22 protein-coding genes are annotated in these 21,791 nt (G+C 72.5%); 14 read left to right on the top strand and 8 right to left on the bottom strand.

Annotated elements, in window-relative coordinates; genetic code table 11:
- The first annotated feature begins 240 nt into the window (after window positions 1–240).
- From ACVCAG_RS02195 to ACVCAG_RS02185, 3 genes are read left to right on the top strand one after another with little or no spacing between them, the layout of a single operon-like run.
- On the top strand, window positions 241–660 hold the full coding sequence (locus tag ACVCAG_RS02195) for a TraR/DksA family transcriptional regulator (protein ID WP_362842902.1): 420 nt from the start codon (window positions 241–243) through the stop codon (window positions 658–660).
- Window positions 624–1,280 carry a signal peptidase II gene (locus ACVCAG_RS02190; protein ID WP_440081980.1) on the top strand — a complete coding sequence of 219 codons (657 nt, stop codon included), beginning with the start codon at window positions 624–626 and terminating at the stop codon, window positions 1,278–1,280. The genes ACVCAG_RS02195 and ACVCAG_RS02190 overlap by 37 nt, the downstream gene beginning before the upstream one ends.
- Window positions 1,273–2,202 (top strand): RluA family pseudouridine synthase, encoded by a 930-nt coding sequence (locus ACVCAG_RS02185; RefSeq protein ID WP_440081981.1) that lies wholly within the window; start codon window positions 1,273–1,275, stop codon window positions 2,200–2,202. Before ACVCAG_RS02190 ends, ACVCAG_RS02185 begins: the two co-directional genes overlap by 8 nt.
- A gap of 137 nt (window positions 2,203–2,339) precedes the next feature.
- Here ACVCAG_RS02185 and ACVCAG_RS02180 read toward each other — a convergent pair whose 3' ends face one another.
- The 7 genes from ACVCAG_RS02180 to ACVCAG_RS02150 all read right to left on the bottom strand — a co-directional run bounded on the left by ACVCAG_RS02180 (window position 2,340) and on the right by ACVCAG_RS02150 (window position 9,677).
- A complete protein-coding gene (locus ACVCAG_RS02180) occupies window positions 2,340–3,941 on the bottom strand; it encodes a protein kinase domain-containing protein (RefSeq protein WP_440081982.1) in 1,602 nt (533 codons plus the stop codon).
- 43 nt (window positions 3,942–3,984) lie between these two features.
- Window positions 3,985–5,361 (bottom strand): acetyl-CoA carboxylase biotin carboxylase subunit, encoded by a 1,377-nt coding sequence (locus ACVCAG_RS02175; RefSeq protein WP_440081983.1) that lies wholly within the window; start codon window positions 5,359–5,361, stop codon window positions 3,985–3,987.
- A complete protein-coding gene (locus ACVCAG_RS02170; protein ID WP_440081984.1) occupies window positions 5,358–5,876 on the bottom strand; it encodes a biotin/lipoyl-containing protein in 519 nt (172 codons plus the stop codon). Before ACVCAG_RS02170 ends, ACVCAG_RS02175 begins: the two co-directional genes overlap by 4 nt.
- On the bottom strand, window positions 5,869–7,554 hold the full coding sequence (locus ACVCAG_RS02165) for an acetyl-CoA carboxylase carboxyltransferase subunit alpha (protein ID WP_440081985.1): 1,686 nt from the start codon (window positions 7,552–7,554) through the stop codon (window positions 5,869–5,871). The genes ACVCAG_RS02170 and ACVCAG_RS02165 overlap by 8 nt, the downstream gene beginning before the upstream one ends.
- Window positions 7,551–7,889, bottom strand: coding sequence for a TcmI family type II polyketide cyclase (locus ACVCAG_RS02160; RefSeq protein ID WP_440081986.1), 339 nt, complete (start codon window positions 7,887–7,889; stop codon window positions 7,551–7,553). Before ACVCAG_RS02160 ends, ACVCAG_RS02165 begins: the two co-directional genes overlap by 4 nt.
- A gap of 280 nt (window positions 7,890–8,169) precedes the next feature.
- On the bottom strand, window positions 8,170–8,844 hold the full coding sequence (locus tag ACVCAG_RS02155) for a response regulator (RefSeq protein ID WP_440081987.1): 675 nt from the start codon (window positions 8,842–8,844) through the stop codon (window positions 8,170–8,172).
- Entirely contained in the window at window positions 8,823–9,677 is an 855-nt protein-coding gene (locus ACVCAG_RS02150; RefSeq protein WP_447189395.1) for a sensor histidine kinase, read from the bottom strand. Before ACVCAG_RS02150 ends, ACVCAG_RS02155 begins: the two co-directional genes overlap by 22 nt.
- 647 nt (window positions 9,678–10,324) lie before the next feature.
- On the opposite strand from ACVCAG_RS02150, the gene ACVCAG_RS02145 reads away from it, so the two are divergent.
- The 9 genes from ACVCAG_RS02145 (at window position 10,325) to ACVCAG_RS02105 (ending at window position 17,543) form a co-directional block, all read left to right on the top strand.
- On the top strand, window positions 10,325–10,678 hold the full coding sequence (locus tag ACVCAG_RS02145; RefSeq protein ID WP_440081989.1) for a SchA/CurD-like domain-containing protein: 354 nt from the start codon (window positions 10,325–10,327) through the stop codon (window positions 10,676–10,678).
- Entirely contained in the window at window positions 10,675–11,421 is a 747-nt protein-coding gene (locus ACVCAG_RS02140; RefSeq protein ID WP_440081990.1) for an SDR family oxidoreductase, read from the top strand. The genes ACVCAG_RS02145 and ACVCAG_RS02140 overlap by 4 nt, the downstream gene beginning before the upstream one ends.
- Window positions 11,418–11,816, top strand: a complete 399-nt coding sequence (locus ACVCAG_RS02135) for an antibiotic biosynthesis monooxygenase (protein WP_440081991.1) — start codon at window positions 11,418–11,420, stop codon at window positions 11,814–11,816. The genes ACVCAG_RS02140 and ACVCAG_RS02135 overlap by 4 nt, the downstream gene beginning before the upstream one ends.
- Entirely contained in the window at window positions 11,813–12,979 is a 1,167-nt protein-coding gene (locus ACVCAG_RS02130; protein ID WP_440081992.1) for an FAD-dependent monooxygenase, read from the top strand. The genes ACVCAG_RS02135 and ACVCAG_RS02130 overlap by 4 nt, the downstream gene beginning before the upstream one ends.
- Window positions 12,976–13,845, top strand: coding sequence for an SAM-dependent methyltransferase (locus tag ACVCAG_RS02125; protein ID WP_447189394.1), 870 nt, complete (start codon window positions 12,976–12,978; stop codon window positions 13,843–13,845). Before ACVCAG_RS02130 ends, ACVCAG_RS02125 begins: the two co-directional genes overlap by 4 nt.
- Window positions 13,846–13,968: 123 nt before the next feature.
- On the top strand, window positions 13,969–14,214 hold the full coding sequence (locus ACVCAG_RS02120) for a phosphopantetheine-binding protein (RefSeq protein WP_440065052.1): 246 nt from the start codon (window positions 13,969–13,971) through the stop codon (window positions 14,212–14,214).
- A 16-nt stretch (window positions 14,215–14,230) separates the two neighbouring features.
- A complete protein-coding gene (locus ACVCAG_RS02115; RefSeq protein WP_440081994.1) occupies window positions 14,231–15,067 on the top strand; it encodes a cupin domain-containing protein in 837 nt (278 codons plus the stop codon).
- A complete protein-coding gene (locus tag ACVCAG_RS02110) occupies window positions 15,064–16,326 on the top strand; it encodes a beta-ketoacyl-[acyl-carrier-protein] synthase family protein (RefSeq protein WP_447189393.1) in 1,263 nt (420 codons plus the stop codon). Before ACVCAG_RS02115 ends, ACVCAG_RS02110 begins: the two co-directional genes overlap by 4 nt.
- Window positions 16,323–17,543: a beta-ketoacyl synthase N-terminal-like domain-containing protein gene (locus tag ACVCAG_RS02105; protein WP_447189392.1), complete on the top strand. Its 1,221-nt coding sequence runs from the start codon at window positions 16,323–16,325 to the stop codon at window positions 17,541–17,543. Before ACVCAG_RS02110 ends, ACVCAG_RS02105 begins: the two co-directional genes overlap by 4 nt.
- A gap of 76 nt (window positions 17,544–17,619) precedes the next feature.
- Here ACVCAG_RS02105 and ACVCAG_RS02100 read toward each other — a convergent pair whose 3' ends face one another.
- Window positions 17,620–19,803, bottom strand: coding sequence for an MMPL family transporter (locus tag ACVCAG_RS02100; RefSeq protein ID WP_440081997.1), 2,184 nt, complete (start codon window positions 19,801–19,803; stop codon window positions 17,620–17,622).
- A 121-nt stretch (window positions 19,804–19,924) separates the two neighbouring features.
- On the opposite strand from ACVCAG_RS02100, the gene ACVCAG_RS02095 reads away from it, so the two are divergent.
- Window positions 19,925–20,611 carry a response regulator gene (locus ACVCAG_RS02095; protein WP_440081998.1) on the top strand — a complete coding sequence of 229 codons (687 nt, stop codon included), beginning with the start codon at window positions 19,925–19,927 and terminating at the stop codon, window positions 20,609–20,611.
- Complete coding sequence (locus ACVCAG_RS02090; protein ID WP_447189391.1) at window positions 20,611–21,789, top strand: sensor histidine kinase; 1,179 nt, start codon at window positions 20,611–20,613, stop codon at window positions 21,787–21,789. Before ACVCAG_RS02095 ends, ACVCAG_RS02090 begins: the two co-directional genes overlap by 1 nt.
- Window positions 21,790–21,791 lie beyond the last annotated feature (2 nt).

Raw genomic sequence — 21,791 nt, 5'->3', positions numbered from 1 at the left:
TGCGAGGTGATGCGGAGGTTGCTGTCCCCATCAACGCCTTGCAGGCTCACACGATAACGCACCCGCCCCCCTGGAAGCTTCCCCGTATTGAGGTCCGCTGGGCGGAATCAGGGGGAAGCGACCGGATGTTACGTGAGTGGTAAAGAATGCGGCGGGTCGTTTGCCGTTCTGTTATGGGAGACCTAAGCTGCCCGCACCGTTTACCACATCGGAGACGGTCCATCGAACAAGGAGGCCGCCATGGCCGCGACCGTGCGCGCAGACAACAGCGCGGTGGCGCCGTCCCAGGACGGTGCCGTCGTCACCTGGTCGGCCGAGGAGCTCAAGGAGGTCCGCAGGCAACTGGCCACGGAGATCCACGAGCTCACCGAGGAGATCGCCAAGGCCGAGACGGAGATCGCGTCGAGCGACGTCACCGACGGTGCGGGAGACGATCAGGCCGACGCCGGAGCCCGGACGTATGAACGCGAGCGCGAAATCGCCCTTACCCTGAACTCGCGCGACCTGGTCGCGCAGAACGAGCGAGCGATCGCCCGGATCGACGCGGGGACCTACGGAGTGTGCGAATCGTGCCATCAGCCGATCGGAAAGGAGCGCCTTCAGGCGTTTCCGAGGGCGACGCTGTGCGTGGCCTGCAAGCAGCGGGAGGAGCGCCGCTGACGGGCGACACCGAGGAGGGGGCGGCGGTCTCGGCCGCCCCGCTCCCGGCACGGCGGATCGCCGTGCTCGCGACGATCGTCCCCATCGTCTACGCCCTCGACCTCGCCACGAAGACCCTCGTGCTGAGGACCCTGGAGGGCAGGGAACCGCTCGTGGTCGTCCCGGACCTCCTCCAGTTCCGGGTGATCTTCAACTCGGGGGCCGCCTTCAGCCTCGGCACCGGGATGACGATCATCTTCACCTGTGTCGCGACCGCCGTCGTGGTGGCGATCCTGCGCACCGCGCGCAACCTGCGCAGCCTGCCCTGGGCGATCACGCTGAGCCTGCTGCTCGGCGGGGCGCTCGGCAACCTCACCGACCGGATCTTCCGCTGGCCCTCGGGCTTCGGCCCGGGCAGGCCCTCGCCGCTCCAGGGGCACGTGGTCGACTTCATCGAGACCTTCCCCGGTCACTTCCCGGTCTGGAACATCGCCGACTCGGCGATCGTCTGCGGCGGGATCCTGGCGGTCCTCCTCGCCTGGCGGGGTTACCAGATCGACGGCACGCGCGACACGGGAGCCGCGAAGACCACGAAGGACACGAAGGACACGAAGGAAAGCAAGGAGAACAACGATGGCTGACCGGCGAAGCCTCCCCGTCCCCGACGGGCTGGAGGGCGAGCGCCTCGACGCCGCCCTGTCACGCCTGTTCGGCCTCTCCCGTACGCGCGCGGCCGAGTTGATCGTCGCCGGCGACGTGCTGGTGGACGGTGCGACCGCGATCAAATCCGACCGGGTCCACGGTGGCGCGTGGCTGGAGGTCACCCTCCCGCCGCCGCCCACCACGCCGATGCCGGTGGCCGAGCCGGTGCCCGGGATGCACATCGTGTACGAGGACGACGACATCGTCGTCGTCAACAAGCCCATCGGCGTGGCCGCCCACCCGACCACCGGCTGGACCGGGCCCACCGTGATCGGCGGCCTGCTGGGCACCGGCCACCGGGTGGCCACCAGCGGCGCGGCCGAGCGCCAGGGCATCGTGCACCGGCTGGACGCCAACACCACCGGCGCGATGGTCGTCGCCAAGAGCGAGCACGCCTACTCCCACCTGAAGCGGGCCTTCAAGGAGCGTACGGTCGACAAGCGCTACCACGCGCTGGTCCAGGGCCACCCCGACCCGCACCGCGGCACCGTGGACGCGCCGATCGACCGCCATCCCGTCGGGGACGGCCGCTGGGCGGTCGTGTCCGGGGGCAAGGACTCGATCACCCACTACGACACGATCGAGGCCTTCCGCGCGGCGTCGCTGCTGGACATCAAGCTGGAGACGGGCCGCACCCACCAGATCCGGGTCCACATGTCGGCGCTGCGCCACCCGTGCGTCGGCGACATGCTGTACGGGGCCGACCCCACCCTGGCCGCGCGCCTGGGGGTGAGCCGGCAGTGGCTGCACGCGGTCTCCCTGGCCTTCGAGCACCCCTCCACCGGCGAGTGGGTCTCCTTCAGCACCGCCTACCCCGACGATCTGGCCAACGCCCTGACGATCGTGGCCGCCGAGTCCTGACGCGGTCCGCCGTTCCCGGGTGATCCACCGGGTCCGGACGGCCGGGACCGGGTGGTGATCTTCCGGGTTCTCCGCCCTCGGGGCCTCGGGGCTTCGCCGGTCCCCGGACCTTCCCGGCCCCGCCGCCGGGCCTTCCCCTAGCGGGCCGCCCCGGCCCTTCCGATCTCGCCCTCGCCCCCGGTGCCCGTCTCGAGCGCGGCCGTTCCGGCGTTGGGGTCGACCTGGTCGGATGAGTCGCCCTGCTGGCCCTCGCCCGGGGTGTCGTCCTGCCCCGAATCCTCGCCGGTCCCCCCGCCCTGGTCCTGCTCCTCGCCCTCCCCCTCGTCGGCGGGATCCTCCTCGGGCTCGTCCGGGGGTGCCTGCGTCGGCTTGTCCGTCGGTTTGTCCGTCGGCTTCTCCGTCGGCTTGTCCGACGGCCTGTCCTGCGGGGCGGGGTCGCCGTTCTCCGGCCTCTCCGGGGCCGGGCGGCCGGAGGTCCCGCCCTCGTCGTTCTGGGTGGGGGCGTTACGCGCGGGCACCTTCGCCTGCTCGGGCTCGCCCGAGGGCTTCCCCTCGTCGGGCGCCACGCTCGCCGAGGTCGACGGCTCCCTGGGGATCGGGGGCGAGGAGTTGGAGGCGACCCACGCCAGCCCTCCCGCGCTCGCGGCGAGTGCGACGGCCGCCGCGACCAGGGCGGCCATCGCCGGGCGCCGCCGTCTGGGAGAGACCGAGACCGGAACCGGCTCGGGTCCGGAGCCGGGCGGTGCGGGGGGCGGCGGGGGCGGTGCGGCTCCCGCCGGGGTGGTGGGGACGCCGTCCGGGACGGCGGCGAACGCGGGGATCACCGCGGACGGCCCGGTCGACGGCCCGGCCTGCGTACCTGCCGTCGGCTCGGCGGGAATCCCGGCCGGAATCTCGATGGGCATGGTCGGCTGCGGCGCGGTCCCGTTCACCAGCGAGGTCAGATGGACCTGCACCTCGCGGGCGGACATGCGCCGCGCCGGATCCTTGTGGAGCAGGCCGTGGATCACCGGGGCGAGCGGCCCGGCGAACCGCATCGGTGACGGCTCCTGGTGCATGACGGCGCTGAGCGTCGCCAGCGGGTGAGCCCGCTCGAAGGGAGAGCGTCCCTCGACGGCCACGTAGAGCGTCACGCCGAGCGACCACAGGTCGGAGGCGAACTCGGCAGGTCCGCCGCTCGCCCGCTCCGGCGCGATGAACGCCGGGGTGCCGATGAGCGAACCGGTCCTGGTGATCGACGAGTCGCCCTCCAGGACGGCGATGCCGAAGTCGGTGAGCACGGCCCGCCCGTCCGCGGCGATCAGCACGTTGTCCGGCTTCACGTCGCGGTGCAGGACGCCCGCGTGGTGGGCGGCGAGCAGCGCGCCCAGCACCTCCAGCCCGATCCGCGCCACCCGCATCGGCGGCAGCGGCCCGTCCTCCCTGATCACCGCTCCGAGCGTGCGGGAGTCGACCAGTTGCATGACGATCCAGGGACGCCCCTGCTCCTCGATCACGTCGTAGACCGTCGCCACCCCGGGGTGGCCGATCCGCCCGGCGGCACGGGCCTCCCTGAGGGTCCGTACGGTGAAGACCTCGCGTTCGGGACCGGTGAGGTCGGGGGAGGGGATGACCTCCTTGACCGCCACCTCGCGGCCCAGGACCTCGTCGCGCGCTCGCCAGACCGTTCCCATGCCTCCTCGGCCGATGCGTTCGAGCAGGCGGTAGCGGGCTCCGATGATCCCCTGAGAATCGGTCATGTGGTGGCGAGTACCCCGGATTTACGTCAGCATTCAGAAAAGTTTACGCAGACCAGCGTATATGTCCCTGCTCGCTCATGAACGTGTCCACAAATCCGGTGCTGTGCTCACCCGCGGCGAACCGCGGTTGTGCGAGCAGCTCGCGCAGCAGCGGGATGGTGGTGGCCACCCCCGGCCCCTCCACGGCGAACTCGGCGAGCGCGCGATCGGCCCTGGCGATGGCCTCCTGCCGGGTGGGCGCCCAGACGACCAGTTTCGCGATCATCGAGTCGTAGTCCGGCGGTATCGTGTCGCCCTGGACGAACCCGGAGTCGACCCGCACGCCGGGCCCGCCGGGCGGGCGGAAGACCGTCAGGCGGCCGGGGGCGGGGCGGAACCCCGCGCCGGGGTCCTCGGCGTTCACCCGGCACTCGATGGCCGCGCCGGTGAAGCGGACCTGCTCCTGGGTGAAGGGCAGGCGCTCGCCCGCGGCCACCCGGATCTGCTCCCTGACCAGGTCGACGCCGGTGAGCATCTCGGTGACCGTGTGCTCGACCTGGATGCGGGCGTTGATCTCCATGAAGGTCGCCTCCCCGGCCGGGTCGACCAGGAACTCCATCGTCCCCGCGCCGGTGTAGCCGACGTGCCGCGCCCCGGCCACCGCGTACTCGCCGAGCAGCCCGCGGACCTTCTCGGGCAGCTCGGGGGAGGGCGCCTCCTCGACGAGTTTCTGGTTGCGCCGCTGCAGCGAGCAGTCGCGCTCTCCCAGGTGGACGACGGTCCCGGCGGAGTCTCCCAGCAGCTGCACCTCCACGTGGCGGGCCACCGGCACGAACCGCTCGATGTAGACGTCGCCGTTGCCGAACATCTGCCGGGCGAACGCGGTGGTGCGCCGGTGGACGTCGCGCAGCTCGGCCCGGTCGCGCGCCACCTCGATGCCCCGCCCGCCGCCGCCCGCGGCGGCCTTCACGATGACCGGGTAGCCGATCTCGGCGCCGATCCGCTCGGCCTCGGCCACCGAGGGTACGGCGCCCTCGCTGCCGGGCAGGACGGGCAGCCCGGCCTCGGCCATCAGGGAGCGCACCCGCGCCTTGTCGCCGACGCACTCCATGACCTCGGGGGTGGGGCCGACGAAGGTGATCCCGTTGTCCGCGCAGACCCTGGCGAAGTCGGCGTCCTCCGACAGGAAGCCGTAGCCCGGGTGGATCGCCTCCGCCCCGGTCTGCAGGGCCGCCTCGATGACGGCGGGCACGGAGAGGTAACTGCGCCGGGCCGGGGCCGGGCCGATGTGGACGGCCCTGTCGGCGTAGGCCACGAACCGGGCGTCGCGGTCGGCGGTGGAGTACACGGCGACGGTCTCGATGCCCATCTCGCGGCAGGTCCTGGCCACGCGCAGCGCGATCTCGCCCCGGTTGGCGATGAGCATCCTCGCGAAACTCATGCGTCGTCCGTCCGTAGCCGTATCAGGACCTGCCCGTACTCCACCGGCTCGCCGTTGCCCGCGACCACCTCGACGACCTCGCCCGCCCGTCCGGCGACGACCGGGTTCATCAGCTTCATGGCCTCGACGATGCCGATCGTCTGGTCGGCGTCCACCCGGTCGCCCGGCTGCACGAAGGGCGGGGCCCCCGGCTCGGCGGCGACGTAGAAGGTGCCGACCAGGGGAGCGGTCACCGCGTGCGACGGGGAGTGCTCCCGCGCCGCGTCGAGGGGGCCGGTCTCCGCCGGTCGCGCGGCCTGCCCGGTGGCGGCCACGGCGACGGGCCGCGGATCCGGCGCGGCGGCCTGCGGGGAGGCCCAGGTCACCTCCAGGGCGCACTCGCCCAGGCGCAGGGAGATGGCCGCCACCGGGCCGGGAACGGTCTTGACGAGGTTGCCGACCTCCTCGCGCAGCAGCCGCATCGCCGCGTGCGCGTCCTCCTCGGAGCCGGGTCTGCCGGCGATCCGCTCATCCACCTTCGATCACTCCCAGCCCGCGGAACCGCTCGTGGCGATGCTTGCGCAGCTCGTCGCCGCTCAGCCCGGACAGCTCGCGCAGCGACTCCAGGACGGCCGCCTTGAGCGCGTCCATCGCCGCCACCGGATCCTCCTGCGCGCCGCCCCGCGGTTCGGGCACGACCCCGTCGACGACGCCGAGCCGCAGCAGCTCCGGCGCGGTGATCCGCAGGGACTCGGCCAGCTCGGGAGCGTGCGAGGGGTCGCCGTACAGGATCGTCGAGCAGCTCTCCGGGCTGATCACCGAGTAGACGGCGTGGCGCAGCATCAGCACCCGGTTGGCCACCGCCAGGGCCAGCGCCCCGCCGCTGCCGCCCTCGCCGACCACGGTCGCGACCACCGGGACCGACAGCTCCGACATGCCGGCGAGGCACTCGGCGATCGCCCAGGACTGGCCGCGTTCCTCGGCCCCGACACCCGGGGCGGCGCCCTGGGTGTCGACGAGGGTCACCACCGGCAGGCCGAGCCGGTCAGCCATCGACATCAGCCGCAGCGCCTTGCGGTACCCCTCGGGGTGGGCGAGGCCGAAGTTCCTGGCGACCAGCTCCTTGGTGTCATGACCCTTCTGGTGGCCGACGATCATCACGGGCCTCCCGCCGATCAGGCCGGTGCCGCCGACGATCGCCGGATCGTCGCCGTGCGTGCGGTCCCCGTGGAGCTCCACGAAGTCCGAGCACAGGTGCCAGATGTAGTCGAGGGCGGTCGGGCGCCGGGTGTCGCGGGCCAGCCGCACGGTCTCCTGGGCGGTCAGCACGCCGGACAGCTCGCCCGGATCGCGGATCACCGCCGCGGGCCCGCCGGGAGGCGGCTCCTGGGCGTGTCCGTCCCCGGTCCGGCCGGTCGTGGACAGCAGCCGGGCGAGCAGGGGACGCAGGCCGTCGCGGGGCTCGACCCGGTCGAGCATGCCGCGCCCGGCGAGATACTCGGCGCTCTGGAAACCCCGGGGGAGTTTCTCCCGGGTCGCCGAGGCGATGACGCGCGGCCCGGCGAAGCCGACGAGCGCGCCGCGCTCGGCGATCAGCACGTCCCCGAGGGTGGCGAACGAGGCGGTGACCCCGCCGAAGGTGGGGTCGGTCAGCACGCAGACGCTGAGCACGCCCGCTCGCCGCAGGCGCCGCATCGCCTGGGCGGTCTTGCCCATCTGCATCAAGGACAGGCCGCCCTCCTGCATGCGGGCGCCGCCGGAGGCGATGGCCAGGACCAGCGGGACGCGCTCGTCCAGCGCCTGCTCGCAGGCGCGGGTGACGGCCTCGCCGACCGCCGACCCCATGCTGCCGCCGAGAAAGGAGAAGTCCATGACGGCGACGACCACGCGGTGGCCGCCGGCGGTGGCGGTGCCGTGGAGGACGGCGTCGTCCAGGCCGGTGCGCCCGCGCGCCTGGGCCAGGCGCTCGGCGTAGGGCCGGGAGTCGGCGAAGCCCAGCGGGTCGCCGCCGCGCACCTGCGGGGCGGCGCGGAAGGAGCCGTCGTCCACCAGGGTGCGAAGCCGCTCGACGGCGTTCAGCCGGTGGTGGTGACCGCACTCGGGGCAGACACGCTGCGTACGGGCCAGGCGGGGGGCGTACACGATGGCGGCGCAGCCGGGGCAGCGCGCCCACAGTCCGGGCGCGGTGGCCGGCGCGGCGGGTGAGATCGTCACAGGGCGCGCTCCTCGGGAGTCCAGTGGTAGAACCGCCGCGCCATCGCGTCGGCGGGGCCGCGCCAGGTGTCCGGGTCGTACGGCCTGACGTGCGGGTCGAGGTCCTCGCTCAGCCGCAGGAAGTCCTCCCGCCCGCGGGCGATCGCCATCGCCTCGGCGGCGGAGCCCTCGAACTCGACGTGGTGGAAGTAGAGGTCCCGGTAGAGGAACAGGTCGCGGCGCGTCACCCCGAGCGCGCGGGGGAGCTCGCCGGCGTCGGACTCGCCGAAGAGGCGGGAGACCTCGCCGGAACCGCCGGGACTGAGGCGGGCGACGATCAGGATCTGGTCGGGCACGGGCACTCCTCGGTGGCCGGTCGATCGGGTCCGTCCCACCGTAGGAACCCGGCCCGGCCGGTGTCGCCCGCCGCCGGCGTGAACCCGGGGCTCCTCCGGGGAGGGGACCGTCTCCTTCCCCGAGGGGAGCCGGTCCGCGTTCGCGTGGCCTCGAAGGACCGGTCCGCTGTCGCGAAGGTTCCCCGAGGGGAGCCGGCCCGTGTTCGTGAAGGCGGGCCGGACGCGAGGCGGGCCGCCTCCCCGCGGGGGAGACGGCCCGCCTTCGCGCACCGGAGCCGCGTCAGCCCCGGGGAGTGGCCGCGACCAGGCCGTTCTCGTACGCGAAGATCACGATCTGCACCCGGTCGCGCACGCCGAGCTTCTGGTAGAGGTGCTGGACGTGCGACTTGATCGTGCTGTCGCCGAGCACGAGCGCGCGTGCGATCTCGTCGTTGCCGTATCCCCGTACGAGCAGCTGGAACACCTCGCGCTCCCGCTCGGTGAGCTGGTCGAGCACCGCGGTCGGCGCGGCCGAGAGCACCGGGCGCCTGGCGAACTCGTCGATGAGCTTGCGCGTCACCGAGGGCGACAGCAGGGCGTCGCCCTCGGCGACCTCGCGCACGGCGTCCACCAGCCGGTCGGTGGGCGTGTGCTTGAGGATGAAGCCGCTTGCACCGCTGCGCAGCGCCTCGAAGACGTGCTCGTCCTGGTCGTAGATGGTCAGGATGACGACCTTCGCGGGATAGGCGGCACCCAGCTTGCAGATCTCCCTGGTGGCGGTGATGCCGTCCATGCGCGGCATGTTGATGTCCATCAGCACGACGTCCGGGCGGAGTGTCTTGACCGACTGCACCGCCTGCACCCCGTGCCGTGCCTCCCCGACCACCACGATGTCCGGCACCACGTCGAAGACGGCATGCAGACCGCTGCGGATCAGCGGCTGGTCGTCGGCGATCAGGACGCGGATCTTCCGCATGGCTCGTCCTCTCTGAAGATGGCGGGAGTCACCGGAATGACGGCCCGGGTGACGAATCCGCCCCCGGTCAGCGGTCCTGACTCCAGGTGACCTCCCTGCTCGGCGACGCGTTCCGACAGGCCCCGCAGCCCCGTGCCGCCGCCCTGCCTGCGGGGAAGGGGCACGGCCACCGCCATCACACCGGGGGGGCGCGTCTCGTTGACCACCGAGACGCTCAGCTTCTCGCCGAAGCAGACCTCCAGGTGGACCGGGCCGGCGTTGTGCTTGAGCGCGTTCGTCAGGGCCTCCTGGGCGACGCGGAACGCCGTCCGGGCGACCTCGGGCGGTACGTGGCGTTCGGCGGCGACGTTGCGCAGCCGTACGGCCAGGTCGGGAAAGGGAAAGCGCCCGGCGAGCTCGGTCAGCCTGGCCGACAGGAGCACGCCGTCGTCGTGGCGCCGCGGCTCCTCCCCCGGGGGGAGGTCGTGCCTTCCCCCCGGGGGAGGCGGCTCGTGCCGCAGGTCGGTCAGGGTCCCCCGTAGGTCGGTCAGGGTCGCCTGGACCGTCTCCTCGATGATCTGGGCCACGTGGTGGGCCGTCGCCGGTGAGCCGGTCAGCCGCCGGGCCTGGAGGGCGATGACGGTCAGGCCGTGTCCCACCCCGTCGTGCAGGTTACGGGCGATCCGGCGCCGTTCGCGCAGTGTCGCGGCGCTCTCGCTCCTGGCCAGTATGGACTTGGTGTGCCGGCGGGTGCCGAGTGTGAACGACGCGACGGCCAGGAGCGCCGCCACCGTCGAGCACAGCAGGTCGGTCCAGCTCAGCTCTGAGACGAGATAGCCGAGGAAGGTGCTCATCGAACCCACCCCGTCGGGATCCGCTGAGATCGGCTACTCGCTAAACATGAGAGGTGCTTGCATTCTTGGGTTGTTTTGCCCCGTCGTTCCCCCATGAAAGGTGAGCGTAGTCAGAAAAAGCGACTATATCAAGCAAATCATATGGGCTGTCACAGACTTCGTTAAGATTCTATTCTTTGACTATTGAGGACGTCTGTCAGGCCCGTTCCTGAACCCTCGGGATGGACGTCGGGGGACTTAACAGCCTCCCGTCAGCGCGTACCACCAGCGCCTGTGTCGCCCGACCGTTCTATGGGTTCTCACAGAAGTAGCTCAGAGATTCTTAAGGTCTATCAGGATAAATCATATTATCTGCGAACGATTGACGCGCAGGTGGAATATTTGTGAATTGCGATGTCCGCAATTCAATTAACCAGGGTTTCGATCAAGCGTAAAGCAGCTGGTTGCTTGGGCGAATGTGATTCTGTTCCGCGCGGACGGAGGCCGGGGACCGCCGGTGAGGAGCGACGGGCTCCCGCCCGGGGCGGAGAGGACCCCACCGCCGGGGGAGCGCAGGTTCGGCCACGTGGCGGAAGACAGCCCGGCCCCTCGCGAACAGTCTGGTCCCAGAAGGCGGCGGACGGCCGCCCCTGACCCAAGGAAGCCCGATGCAGCGCTACGCGATCACCTTCCAGATCAGGCCCGGTACGGAGGCGGCGGTGCGGGAACTGCTGTCGAGTTACGCTCCCCCCGAGTGGGAGACCCCCGACGGAACCCGGCTGCTGAGCACCTCGATCTTCATGAAGGACACCACGGTCATCCGTCTCATCGAGATCGACGGCAACCTGCCGAGCGTGATGGCCCACCTGTCCAGGCAGCCGGGCATCCAGAGACTGGAACGCGAGCTGGACGCCTACCTCGCGGTCCCGCGCGACATGAGCAGCCCCGAGGGCGCGCGATCCTTCTTCCTGTCGGCGCTGATGGACCACGTGACCACCCGGGTCGCGGAGCCGGTCCGATGACCGCCCCCGTCTTCCTGATCACCGGGGCGACCGGGCAGCTCGCCGAGGCCGTGATCGAGCTGCTCGGCGCCCGGGGGGACCGGCTGCTGCTCACCGGCCGCGACAAGGACCGCCTCGCCCTGCTGGAGCGGCGGCACGGCGTCGCGGGGCGGATCGAGACGCTAGCCACGGACGTCTCCGATCCCGAGGGCGCCCGCCTGGCCGCCGAGGAGGCCGTCAGGCGCTTCGGCCGGCTCGACGGCCTGGTCCACATGGTCGGCGGCTTCCGGGCCGGGCCGCTGTTCCTGATGGACACCGGCGTCTACGAGCAGATGCTGCGGGACAACTTCCTGTCGGCCGTCACCGCCACCCGGGCGATCCTGCCGCACCTGACCGAGGGGGCGCGGCTGGTCTACTTCAGCACCCCGCTCGCGGACGAGCCGCTGCCCGCGCTGTCGGCGTACGCCGCCGCGAAGGCGGCCCTGGTCGCCTGGGTGCGCTCCATCGCGCACGAGGTGAAGCGGAGTGGCATCCACGCCAACACGGTCGTGATGACCATGGCGGACACCCCGGACAAGCGACGGGAACGCCCGGGGATGAACTTCGACCACACCGTCACCCCGGACCTGGTCGCCAATGTCGTGGCCTTCCTGACCAGCGAGGCCGCGGACGGCCTGTACGGAAGCAGCGTGCCGGTGCTGGGCAGGTTCGAGTTCACCTCCGAACTCGGCGGACCACCGCCCGGTGTGGGAGGCCCCCGGTGAGGGCCCGGATCGTCTTCCTGGTCAGGGTGCCCGCCGAGCGGCGGGAGGACTTCCTGGCCGCCTACGAGAAGATCCGGTACCAGGTGTCCGGCGGCGTACCCGGGCACCTCAAGGACCAGGTCTGCCAGTCGCTCACCGACCCCGAGCAGTGGCTGATCACCAGCGAGTGGCGCCGGCCTGCCGACTTCCTCGCCTGGGAGGCCACCGAGGAGCACCGCGAGCTCGTCCGGCCGATGCGGGAGTGCATGACCGAGGCCCGCTCCCTGCGCTTCCTGGTCCGGGCGGAGACGGAGGCGGGCGCGCCGGTGGGGGACGAAACCCCGGCGGGGGAGGAGGCGGACGCCCCGCCCGGAGCGGAGCCCTCCGCGGCGGCCGTCGAGCGGGGCCCCGCGTGAGGGTGGTCGTCGTCGGGGGCGGCATCGGCGGGCTGACCGCGGCGCTGGCGCTGCGGGCCGCGGGAGCCGAGGTCAGCGTGCACGAACGCGCTCCCGGGCTGCGCGCGGCACAGGCCGGACACGGGCTGGTGCTCTGGCACAACGCCGTGCTGGCCCTGCGCGAGCTCGGGCTGGAGCCCGGGGTCCGCAAGGCCGGGCACGAGTTGCACCGGCACCTGTTCAGGGACGCGCGCGGCCGCCGGATCGCGGAGTGGTCCATGGCGCGCATGTCCGGACCTCTCGGCGCACCCGTCTACAGCGTCAGCCGCCCCGAGCTGCACGCCCTGCTCGCCGGCCAGGTGGGGGACGACCTCGTGACGGGCTCCCGGTTCACCGGCCTCACCGTGACGGGCGACCGTGTCGTGGCCCGGTTCGGCGACGGCCGCGAGGAGCGGGCGGACCTGCTCGTCGGCGCGGACGGGCTGCGCTCGGCCGTACGCGCCGCGCTGCTCCCCGGGGACCCGCCGCCCCGCTACGCCGGGTTCACCGCCTTCCAGGGGGTGATCCGGCTGCCGGGTTCCGGGGTGCCCGCGAACACCTTCCTCAGCACGTGGGGCCGCGGCCGGTGGTTCGTCTGTTACCGGCTCGCCGGCGACCACGTCTACTGGGACGGGGTCCTCGGCGACCGGGTCGCCCCGAGGCTCGGGGTGAGCACCCTCGACATGCTGGCCGCGGAGTTCGCCGGCTGGCCCGACCCGATCCCCGGCCTGATCGCGGCCACCGGGGCGGACGACGTCACCCCGGTGCACGTCTTCGACCGGCCCCCGCTGCGGCGCTGGAGCCACGGCCCGGTGACGCTGCTGGGGGACGCGGCCCACCCCATGACGTTCAACCTCGGCCAGGGCGCGGGCCAGGCGATCGAGGACGCCCTCGTGCTGGCCGACGAGCTCACCGGCGGCGACGTGCCGCGGGCGCTGGCCGGCTACGAGGCCCGGCGGGTGGACCGCACCACCCGGATGGTCCGGCGGTCGCGGGTCAACGGCGAGCTCACCCGCTGGCGGCACCCGGTCGCCTGCGCGGCGCGTGACGCGTTCATGCGCCTGACCTTCGACCGGCTGGTCTATCGCGAGACCTACCGGCTCACCATGGCCATCGACTTCATCGGCGACAGGAGCGAGGAATGACCCGACCCACCGGAGAACCCGGCCTGCCCACCGGCGTGAGCCGCACCGCGGTGGTGATCGCCCAGGCCAGGGAGGCCGAGAGCACGCGGCCCGACCGGCTCTTCGACGACCCGCTGGCGGGTCCGCTCGCCGACGCCGCAGGGCGGATCGCCGGGCTCAGCGAGGCGGGCCGCCGCGCCGGGGAGCACTTCGTCCTGCGCACCCGCTTCTTCGACGACCGGTTGCGCGAGGCCGTGTCCGCGGGACCGCGGCAGGTGGTCCTGCTCGCCGCCGGCCTGGACACCCGCGCGTTCCGGCTGGAATGGCCCGAGGGCACCCGCCTGTTCGAGGTCGACCTGCCGGACCTGATCTCCTTCAAGGAGAAGGCACTGGCCGACCAGGGGGCCCAGCCCGCCTGCGACCGTACGGTCGTCCCCGCCGACCTGCGCGAGGACTGGCCGGCGCCGCTGCTGGCCGCGGGCCTCGACCCGGACGAGCCCATCGCCTGGCTGATCGAGGGCGTGCTGATGTACCTCACGCCGCAGGACGGCGCGCGCGTCCTCGGCCGGGTCTCCGAGCTGTCGACCCCCGGCAGCAGGCTCGCCGTCGAGCACGTCAACCGGGCGTACGTCGAGCTGCCGCAGATGCGGCCCGCCATGAGCAGGCTCGCCTCCACCCAGGCCGCCTGGTGGTCCGCCGTGGAGGACCCGCAGGCGTGGCTCGCCGGGTACGGCTGGCGCGCCTCGGTGACCCACCAGGCCGACCTCGCCCGCGAGCTGGGCCGTCCCGTCCCCGCGATGGCGGACCCGCGGGCGGTCGGCGCGGCGCGGATCTGGCTCGTCGACGCCGTGCGCGACGACAACCGGCACCCGGGGACGCCGGCCTGATCCTCCCGCGGCACCGGCGGGGACCTCCGTGACACCGGCGGGCACTTCGGAGACATCGGCCCGCACTTCCGAGACACCGACCCGCACTTCCGCGACACCGACCGACGACAGGAAACGACGACGATGCCATTCACCGAAGAGAACGTGCGCGAACTGCTGCTCGCCGTGGGCCTGGACCCCGCCACCGGGGACGACGCCCTGGAGCTCAGCTTCGACGAGCTGGACCTCGACTCGCTGGCCCGGGTGGAGATCGCCACCCGGATCCAGGACCGGTTCGGGGTGGACGTGGAGGAACAGCTGACGGCCGAGGCCACGCCGTCCCTGATGAGAGAACTCGTGACCGAGCGGCTGGCGGCGGCCGGCGCCTGAGGGGAGAACGCACATCATGATCGGACACACCGACAACGCGATCGAGATCGACGCGCCCATCGGATTCGTCTGGGACCGGACGAACGACGTCCAGACCTGGCCGGAGCTCTTCTCCGAGTACGCCAAGGTGGAGGTGCTCGCCGAGTCGGACGACTCGGTGACCTTCCGGCTCACCATGCACCCCGACGAGCAGGACCGCGTCTGGTCCTGGGTGTCGGAGCGCTCCTGGGACCGCGACACCTGGACGGTCCGGGCGCGCCGGGTGGAGACCGGGCCGTTCGAGTTCATGAACATCACCTGGGTCTACGAGGAACTCGGTCCCGACCGCACCCGCATGCGCTGGGTGCAGGACTTCCACATGAGGCCCGAGGCCCCGGTCGACACCCGGGAGATGACCGACCGGATCAACGCCGGCTCCGCGGTCCAGATGTCGCTGATCAAGGAGAAGGTGGAGCGGCGCCGCCGCCGCGTCGTGGGCTTCCACGACGTGCCGTCCAACACCAAGCGCGGTGGCGACCTGCGCACCCTGGTCTCCCCGGCGACCTGCGGTTCCTCGTCGGGCTTCTGCGGGGCCGTGCGGCTGGCGCCGGGTGAGGGGATCTCCGAGCACTACCACCCCTACTCCGAGGAGTACGTGTTCGTCGCGACCGGGACGCTCAGGGTGGACCTCGACGGCGAGCCGCTCACCGTCGGCGCCGAGCAGGCGCTGCTCGTCCCCCGCGAGGTCAGGCACCGTCTCACCAATGTCGGCGAGGACGACGTGCTCGTGGTCTTCCAGCTCAGCCCGCTCGCCCCGAGGCCCGAACTCGGGCACGTGGACACCGAGCCCTATCCCGGGAAGGTGGGAACGTGAGACGGGTCGTCGTCACCGGCATCGGGGTGATCGCCCCGGGCGGGGTGGGCCGGGAGGAGTTCTGGAACCGGATCGTGGACGGCAAACCGGCCATCCGCCGGGTCACCGCCTTCGACCCGTCCCCGTTCCGCTCCCAGATCGCGGCCGAGGTCGACTTCGACCCGGCCGCCCACGGGCTCACCCCGCGCGAGACCCGGCGGATGGACCGCTTCACCCAGCTCGCCGTCGCCTGCGCCGACGAGGCACTGGCCGACTCCGGCCTCGACCTCGGCGTGGCCGACCCCGAGCGGGCCGGGATCAGCCTCGGCTCGGCCGTGGGGGCCACCATCACCCTGGAGAAGGAGTACGTGGTCGCCAGCGACCGCGGCAGGGACTGGGAGGTGGACCACCGCCACCTCAAACCGTTCCTCTACCAGTCGCTGGTGCCCTCCAGCGCGGCGGCCGAGCTCGCGGTCCGGTTCGGCGTGAACGGTCCGGCCGCCGTCGTCTCGACCGGCTGCACCTCCGGCATCGACGCGATCGGCCGGGCCTACCGGCTCATCCAGGACGGCGAGGCGGACATGATGATCACGGGGGCGTCGGACGCGCCGATCTCCCCGATCACCGTGGCGTGCTTCGACGCCATCCGCGCCACCAGCCCGAGCAACGGCGAGCCCGAGACGGCCTCGCGGCCCTTCGACGCCGGGCGCAAGGGCTTCGTCCTCGGCGAGGGCGCGGCGGTGCTGGTGGTGGAGGAGCTGGAGCACGCCCGCAGGCGCGGCGCCCGCGTCTACTGCGAGGTCACCGGCTACGCCGCGCGGGCCAACGGTTTCCACATGACCGGGTTGCGGCCCGACGGTCTCGAACTGGGCGAGGCCATCGGCGACGCGCTCGGCCAGGCAGAGCTCAACCCCGAGGACATCGGCTACATCAGCGCCCACGGGTCGGGGACCAAGCAGAACGACCGGCACGAGACGTCCGCCTACAAGCGGAGCCTCGGCGACCACGCCCGACGGGTGCCGATCAGCTCGATCAAGTCGGTGATCGGCCACTCGCTCGGCGCGATCGGCTCGATCGAGATGGCCGCCTGCGCCCTGGTGCTGCAGCGGGGCGTGGTCCCGCCCACCGCCAACCTGACCGTTCCCGACCCCGAATGCGACCTGGACTACATTCCCCTGGTCGCACGCGAGGTGACCGCCAGGCACGCGCTCTCCGCCGGCAGCGGCTTCGGCGGCTTCCAGTCCGCGATGATCTTCTCCGAGCCGGGGGCGGGCCGATGAGCGACCGTAGAGCCGTGATCACCGGAATCGGCGTGGTCGCCCCGACGGGGATCGGCGTGGTCGAGCACTGGGAGGGATCCCTGACGGGGCGGAGCCGGATCGGCCCGGTGACGTCGTTCGACGCCACCGGGGCGCCGATCAGGCTGGCGGGGGAGGTCACCGGCTTCGACGAGCGCGAGTTCGTCGACAGCAAGCTGCTGGTGCAGACCGACCGGTGGACCTGGTTCGCCCTCGCCGCCACCGAGCTCGCCCTGGCCGACGCCGCCCTCGACCCCGCGAGGGAGGACCCGTTCGACCTGTCGGTGGTGACCGCCGGGGCCTCCGGAGGGAACGCCTTCGGGCAGCGGGAGATCCAGGCGCTGTGGAGCAAGGGGCCGCGGGCGGTGAGCGCCTACCAGTCCATCGGCTGGTTCTACGCCGCCAGCAGCGGCCAGCTGTCCATCAAGCACCAGCTCAAGGGCGCCTGCGGGGTGCTGGTCGCGGACGCGGCCGGGGCGATCGACGCGCTGGCCGAGGCGGCCCGGCTGATCCGCCGGGGCACCGAGGTCGTCGTGACCGGGGGCACCGAGGCGCCGCTGTCGCCGTACGCGCTGGCCTGCCAGGCCGGTGAGGCGACGGTCGGACGCGGGAGCGACCCGGCCGTGGCCTACCGGCCCTTCGCCCCCGACGCCGGCGGCCACGTCCCCGGCGAGGGGGGTGCGATCCTCGTCGTGGAGGACCGGCACAGCGCCCTCGGCCGGGGCACCCCCACGGTCTACGCCGAGATCGCCGGGACCGCCTCCACCCACGACGCCCACCACGTGGCCGACCCGGCACCCGGCCACCGCCAGTACGCCAGGGCCATGCGCGAGGCGATCGCCCGCGCCGGGCTCGGCCCTGACGACATCGGGGTGGTCTTCGCCGACGGCGCCGGCGATCCGGTCAGGGACGCCCAGGAGGTGGCGGCGCTGCGGGAGGTGTTCGGCGGCCGCCGCGTGCCGGTGACGGTGCCCAAGACGATGACCGGCCGCCTGTGTTCCGGCGGCGCGGCCCTCGACGTCGCGTGGGCGGCCCTGTCCCTGACCGGCGGGATGATCCCGCCGACCGTCGGCACCGCCGCCGTCGAGGGCGTGGACCTGGTCACCGAGGCCAGGATCGTGAACGGGTTGTCGGCCGCGCTGGTCGTGGCCCGCGGCTCCGGTGGCTTCAACTCCGCGGCCGTGCTGACCGCCGTCTGACGGGCCGGGCAACGGGGAGACACGCGAACGGCCACCGCCTCTCGGAGGCGGTGGCCGTCTCGCCGTCCGCGGGACCCTAGACCGGTTCCGGGACCCGGACCGGTTCGGGGTTCTCCCTCCTCAGCGGCGAGGGCTCCACCCGCAGGAGCCGCGCCGCCCAGACGGGCAGCCACCAGTTCCACCGGCCCATCATCGCGACCACCGCCGGGACCAGGATGCCGCGGATCAGGGTGGCGTCCAGGAAGATGCCCAGGGCGAGGCCGCTGGCGAACACCTTCACGTCCAGCTCGGGGGTCATGGCCAGCGCGGTGAAGGAGATGAACAGGATCAGCGCCGCCGAGGTGACCAGCCGCCCGGTGCGGCCCACGCCCTCGATCACCGCGTGCTCCGTGCTGCCCGACCTGTCGTACTCCTCGCGCATCCTGGCCAGGATGAACACCTCGTAGTCCATGCTCAGGCCGTACAGGAAGGCGAAGATGGTGAGCGGCACGAACTCGCCGATCGAGCCGGTGGGCTGGATGCCCAGCAGTTCCCTGGTCCCCCAGCCGAACTGCCACAGCACCACCATCGCGCCGATCACCGCGCCCAGCGAGAGCAGGTTCAGGACGATCGCCTTCAACGGCAGCAGCAGCGAGCGGAACGCCCGTGCCAGCATGACGAACGTGACCAGCGCGATCAGGCCGAGCATCCAGGGGAACGCCCCGTAGGTGCGCTCCTGGAAGTCCATGCTCTGCGCCGCGTTGCCGCCGACCCGCGCGCCGGCCGGTGCCGCCTCGCGCACCCGGGTGATGGTCGCCTCGCCCTCCTCGGTGCCGTTCTCCGCGGCCGGGAGCACGGTGACGACGGCGGTGCCGTCGCGGCGCCAGGACGGGCCGTCGGGGGCGAGCACGGCCGACACGCCCTCCACGCCCCGCAGCCTCTCGGCGGTCCGGGCGGGGTCGCCGGTCACCAGGACGTCGAACGGGGTGATCGAGCCGGCCGGGACGCCCGCCTGGCGCAACGCGGACAGCCCCTCGTGGCCGGGCCCTGAGGTCAGCAGGTTCCTGCTCTCCGGCAGGCCGAGGTTGACGCCCAGGGCGGTCACCGTCAGCGCCACCAGCAGCCCGCCGGTGAGCAGGGCGGCGGGCCACCGCAGCCGCACCACGCCGCGCGCCCACGCCGACCAGGCCCGCCCGGCCCGCGCCTCACGCCGGAAGGGAGGCTCGTCCCGGCCGTCGCGGGCGCGCCTGCGGTCGAGCCGCTGCCCGGTGAGGGCGAGCAGCACCGGCAGCACGGTCAGCGTCGTGGCCACGCTCACCGCCGCGATGATCATCCCGGCGAGGCCGAGGCTGCGCAGGAACGGCACCGGCAGCACCACCATGGTCACCAGGCCGATCGCGACCGCGACGCCGCTGAACAGCACCGCCCGCCCCGCGCCCGCCATGGCCCGGTGCACGGCCTCGTCGCCGCGGTGCCCGCCCGCCTGCTCCTCCCGCCAGCGGGCCACCAGCAGGAGCGAGTAGTCGACCGCGATGCCCAGACCCAGCAGGGGCATCGTGGTGAGGGCCACGTCGTGCACGGTCGTCACCAGCGTCAGCGCCAGGATCACGATGAACGACACGAAGATGGACAGGACCGCGATGAGGAGCGGTACGAAGGCCAGCGCCGAGCGGAACACCAGCAGCAGGACGAGCACCGCGGCGATCACCCCGATGCCGATCTTGGCGGGCACGTCCACGCCGCCCGCGTCCACGCTCGGCGCGAGGGTGTCCAGTCCCGTGACGTGGACGCTCGTGCCCGGCGGCAGCACCGGGGTCATCGCCTCGACGATGACCGGGCTCTCGTCCGGCGTCTCGCCGAGGCCGCCGCCCGGCGGGCTGCCGTCGGAGTAGGTGCCGGGGAAGACCAGCCCGAACGTGGTCCGGCCGTCGGTGCCGACCAGCCGGGGGTCGCCGGTGCTCGCGTACGAGACCACGCGGGCCTCGGGAAGCCTGGCGGAGACGGCGGCGAAGGCGCGGCCGAGGGTCTCCTTCTGCGCGTCGGCGCGCATTCCCTCGGGGAGCACGACCACCGGGACGAACGGCCGCTGGTAGCCGCCGTTCCCGTAAATTCTGACAATTTCCTGATTGGCATCGAAAGCGGGCATTCCCGGATGTGAGTATTCCTCGGAGAGCCGCTGAATCGCGATCGGCGTCGCGCCCATACCCACCAGGAACCCCAGCACGGCCAGCAGGGCGACCAGCCCTTTGCGTCGCAGTACGAAAACCGAGATTCTCTCCATGCCACCCAGTGCAACAAAAAGATCTTCGACGCCCGTGTGCCCGTCCTTAGAGCGGCATGTGAATCGCTCTTCACAGAGTTTTCTATGGTCTTTCCAAGATCTTCTGGGTGAGACTTGTCGGGTGAGCCGCATACTGGTCGTAGATGACGAGCCATATCTCGCCGATCTGGTCGCAACCGCCCTTCGCTACGAGGGATTCGAGACGGCGATCGCCGGAACCGGCGCCGCGGCGGTGTCGCTGGCCGAGACCTTCGATCCCGACCTGATCGTCCTGGACGTGATGTTGCCCGACGTGCTCGGCACGGAGGTCTGCCACCGGATCAGGATGACGGGTTCGGAGGTGCCGGTGGTCTTCCTGACCGCGCTCGACGCCACCGAGGACAAGATCGGCGGGCTGACCGTGGGGGGTGACGACTACGTCACCAAGCCGTTCAGCCTGGAGGAGCTGATCGCCAGGATCCGCGCCGTGCTGCGCCGGACCCAGCGGGCCGGTGCCGAGGGCGGCAGGGTGACCTTCGCCGACCTGGTCATCGAGGAGGACGCCCACGAGGTGTGGCGCGACGGCCGGCGCGTCGACCTCACCCCGACGGAGTTCAAGCTGCTGCGCTTCCTGGTGGCCAACGCGGGCAAGGTCGTCTCCAAACGGCAGATCCTGGACCACGTGTGGGAGTACGACTTCGGCGGCAACGACGGGGTGGTGCAGACCTACATCAGCTACCTGCGCCGCAAGGTCGACGCGTCACACCCGCCGCTCATCCACACCGTGCCCAGGGTGGGATACGTCGTGCGCCTGCCCAGGGAGGACTGATGTCGCTGCGGACCCGCCTCGTGCTGACCGTCGTGGGCCTGGTCGCCCTGGCTCTCGGGACGGCGGCGGGGGCGACGTTCGGCGCGCTGCAGGACTGGCGCGGCCACGGCAGCGCGCGGCTGCTCGCCCTGACCACCCCCGAGGCGCTGGTGGCCGCCTCCGACGAGCTGACCGAACGCGTCGCCCTGGTGATGATCGGCTCCTCGGTGTTCGCGCTCGCCTGCCTGACCCTGCTCGCCACCCACCTGATCCGCCGGGGACTGCGCCCGCTGGACCGCATCGTCGAGACCGCGGCGGCCATCGGCGACGGCAACCTGGAGCGCCGCATCGAGGCGGCGCCGGCCACCGGGGAGGTGGGCCGCCTGGGCCACGCGCTCAACCAGATGCTCGCCCAGATCGAGGAGGCGTTCCGCGAGCGGGAGGCGTCGGAGGACCGGCTGCGCCGCTTCGTCGCCGACGCCTCCCACGAGCTGCGCACCCCGATCGCCTCCATCCGCGGCTACGCCGAGCTGTTCAGGCGCGGCGCGGCCACCCGGCCGGAGGACCTGGCCAAGGCCATGCGCAGGATCGAGGCCGAGGCCACCCGGATGGGCTCCCTGGTCGACGAGATGCTGCTGCTGGCCCGCCTCGACCAGGGCCGTCCCCTGGAGCGCTCCCCGGTGGAGCTGACCTCGCTCGCCGCCGACGCGGTGGCCGACACCCTCGCCATCGAGCCGCTCAGGCCGCTCTCGCTGGAGTGCGAGGGACCCGTCGAGGTGCCCGGCGACGCCGCCAGGATCCGCCAGATCGTCGGCAACCTGCTGGCCAACGTGCTCAGCCACACCCCCGAGGGGACCCCGGCGGTCGTCAGGATCCGGGTGGACGGCGAGCACGCCGTGGTCGAGGTGGCCGACGAGGGACCCGGTCTCACCGAGGAGCAGGGCGCCCTGGTCTTCGAGCGTTTCCACCGGGCCGGTCCTCCCCGTGACGGCGCCCGCCAGGGGGGTGCGGGCCTCGGGCTGTCCATCGTCGCCGCGGTCGCCGCCGCGCACGGCGGTGACGCCACGGTGACCTCGCGCCCCGGAGCCGGCGCCACCTTCCGCGTACGGTTCCCGCTTGGCACGGGCGGCCCCGGCACCGCCCAGGACGCGGCGCGAGGTGACGACCTCGGCGCGGCGGGCGGCGTGATGCGGCGGTGACG

It is taken from the genome of Streptosporangium sp. G12, from assembly GCF_052983175.1.
The sequence above is the reverse complement of the archived record's forward strand: the minus strand, read 5'-3'. Positions and strand labels throughout refer to the sequence as shown.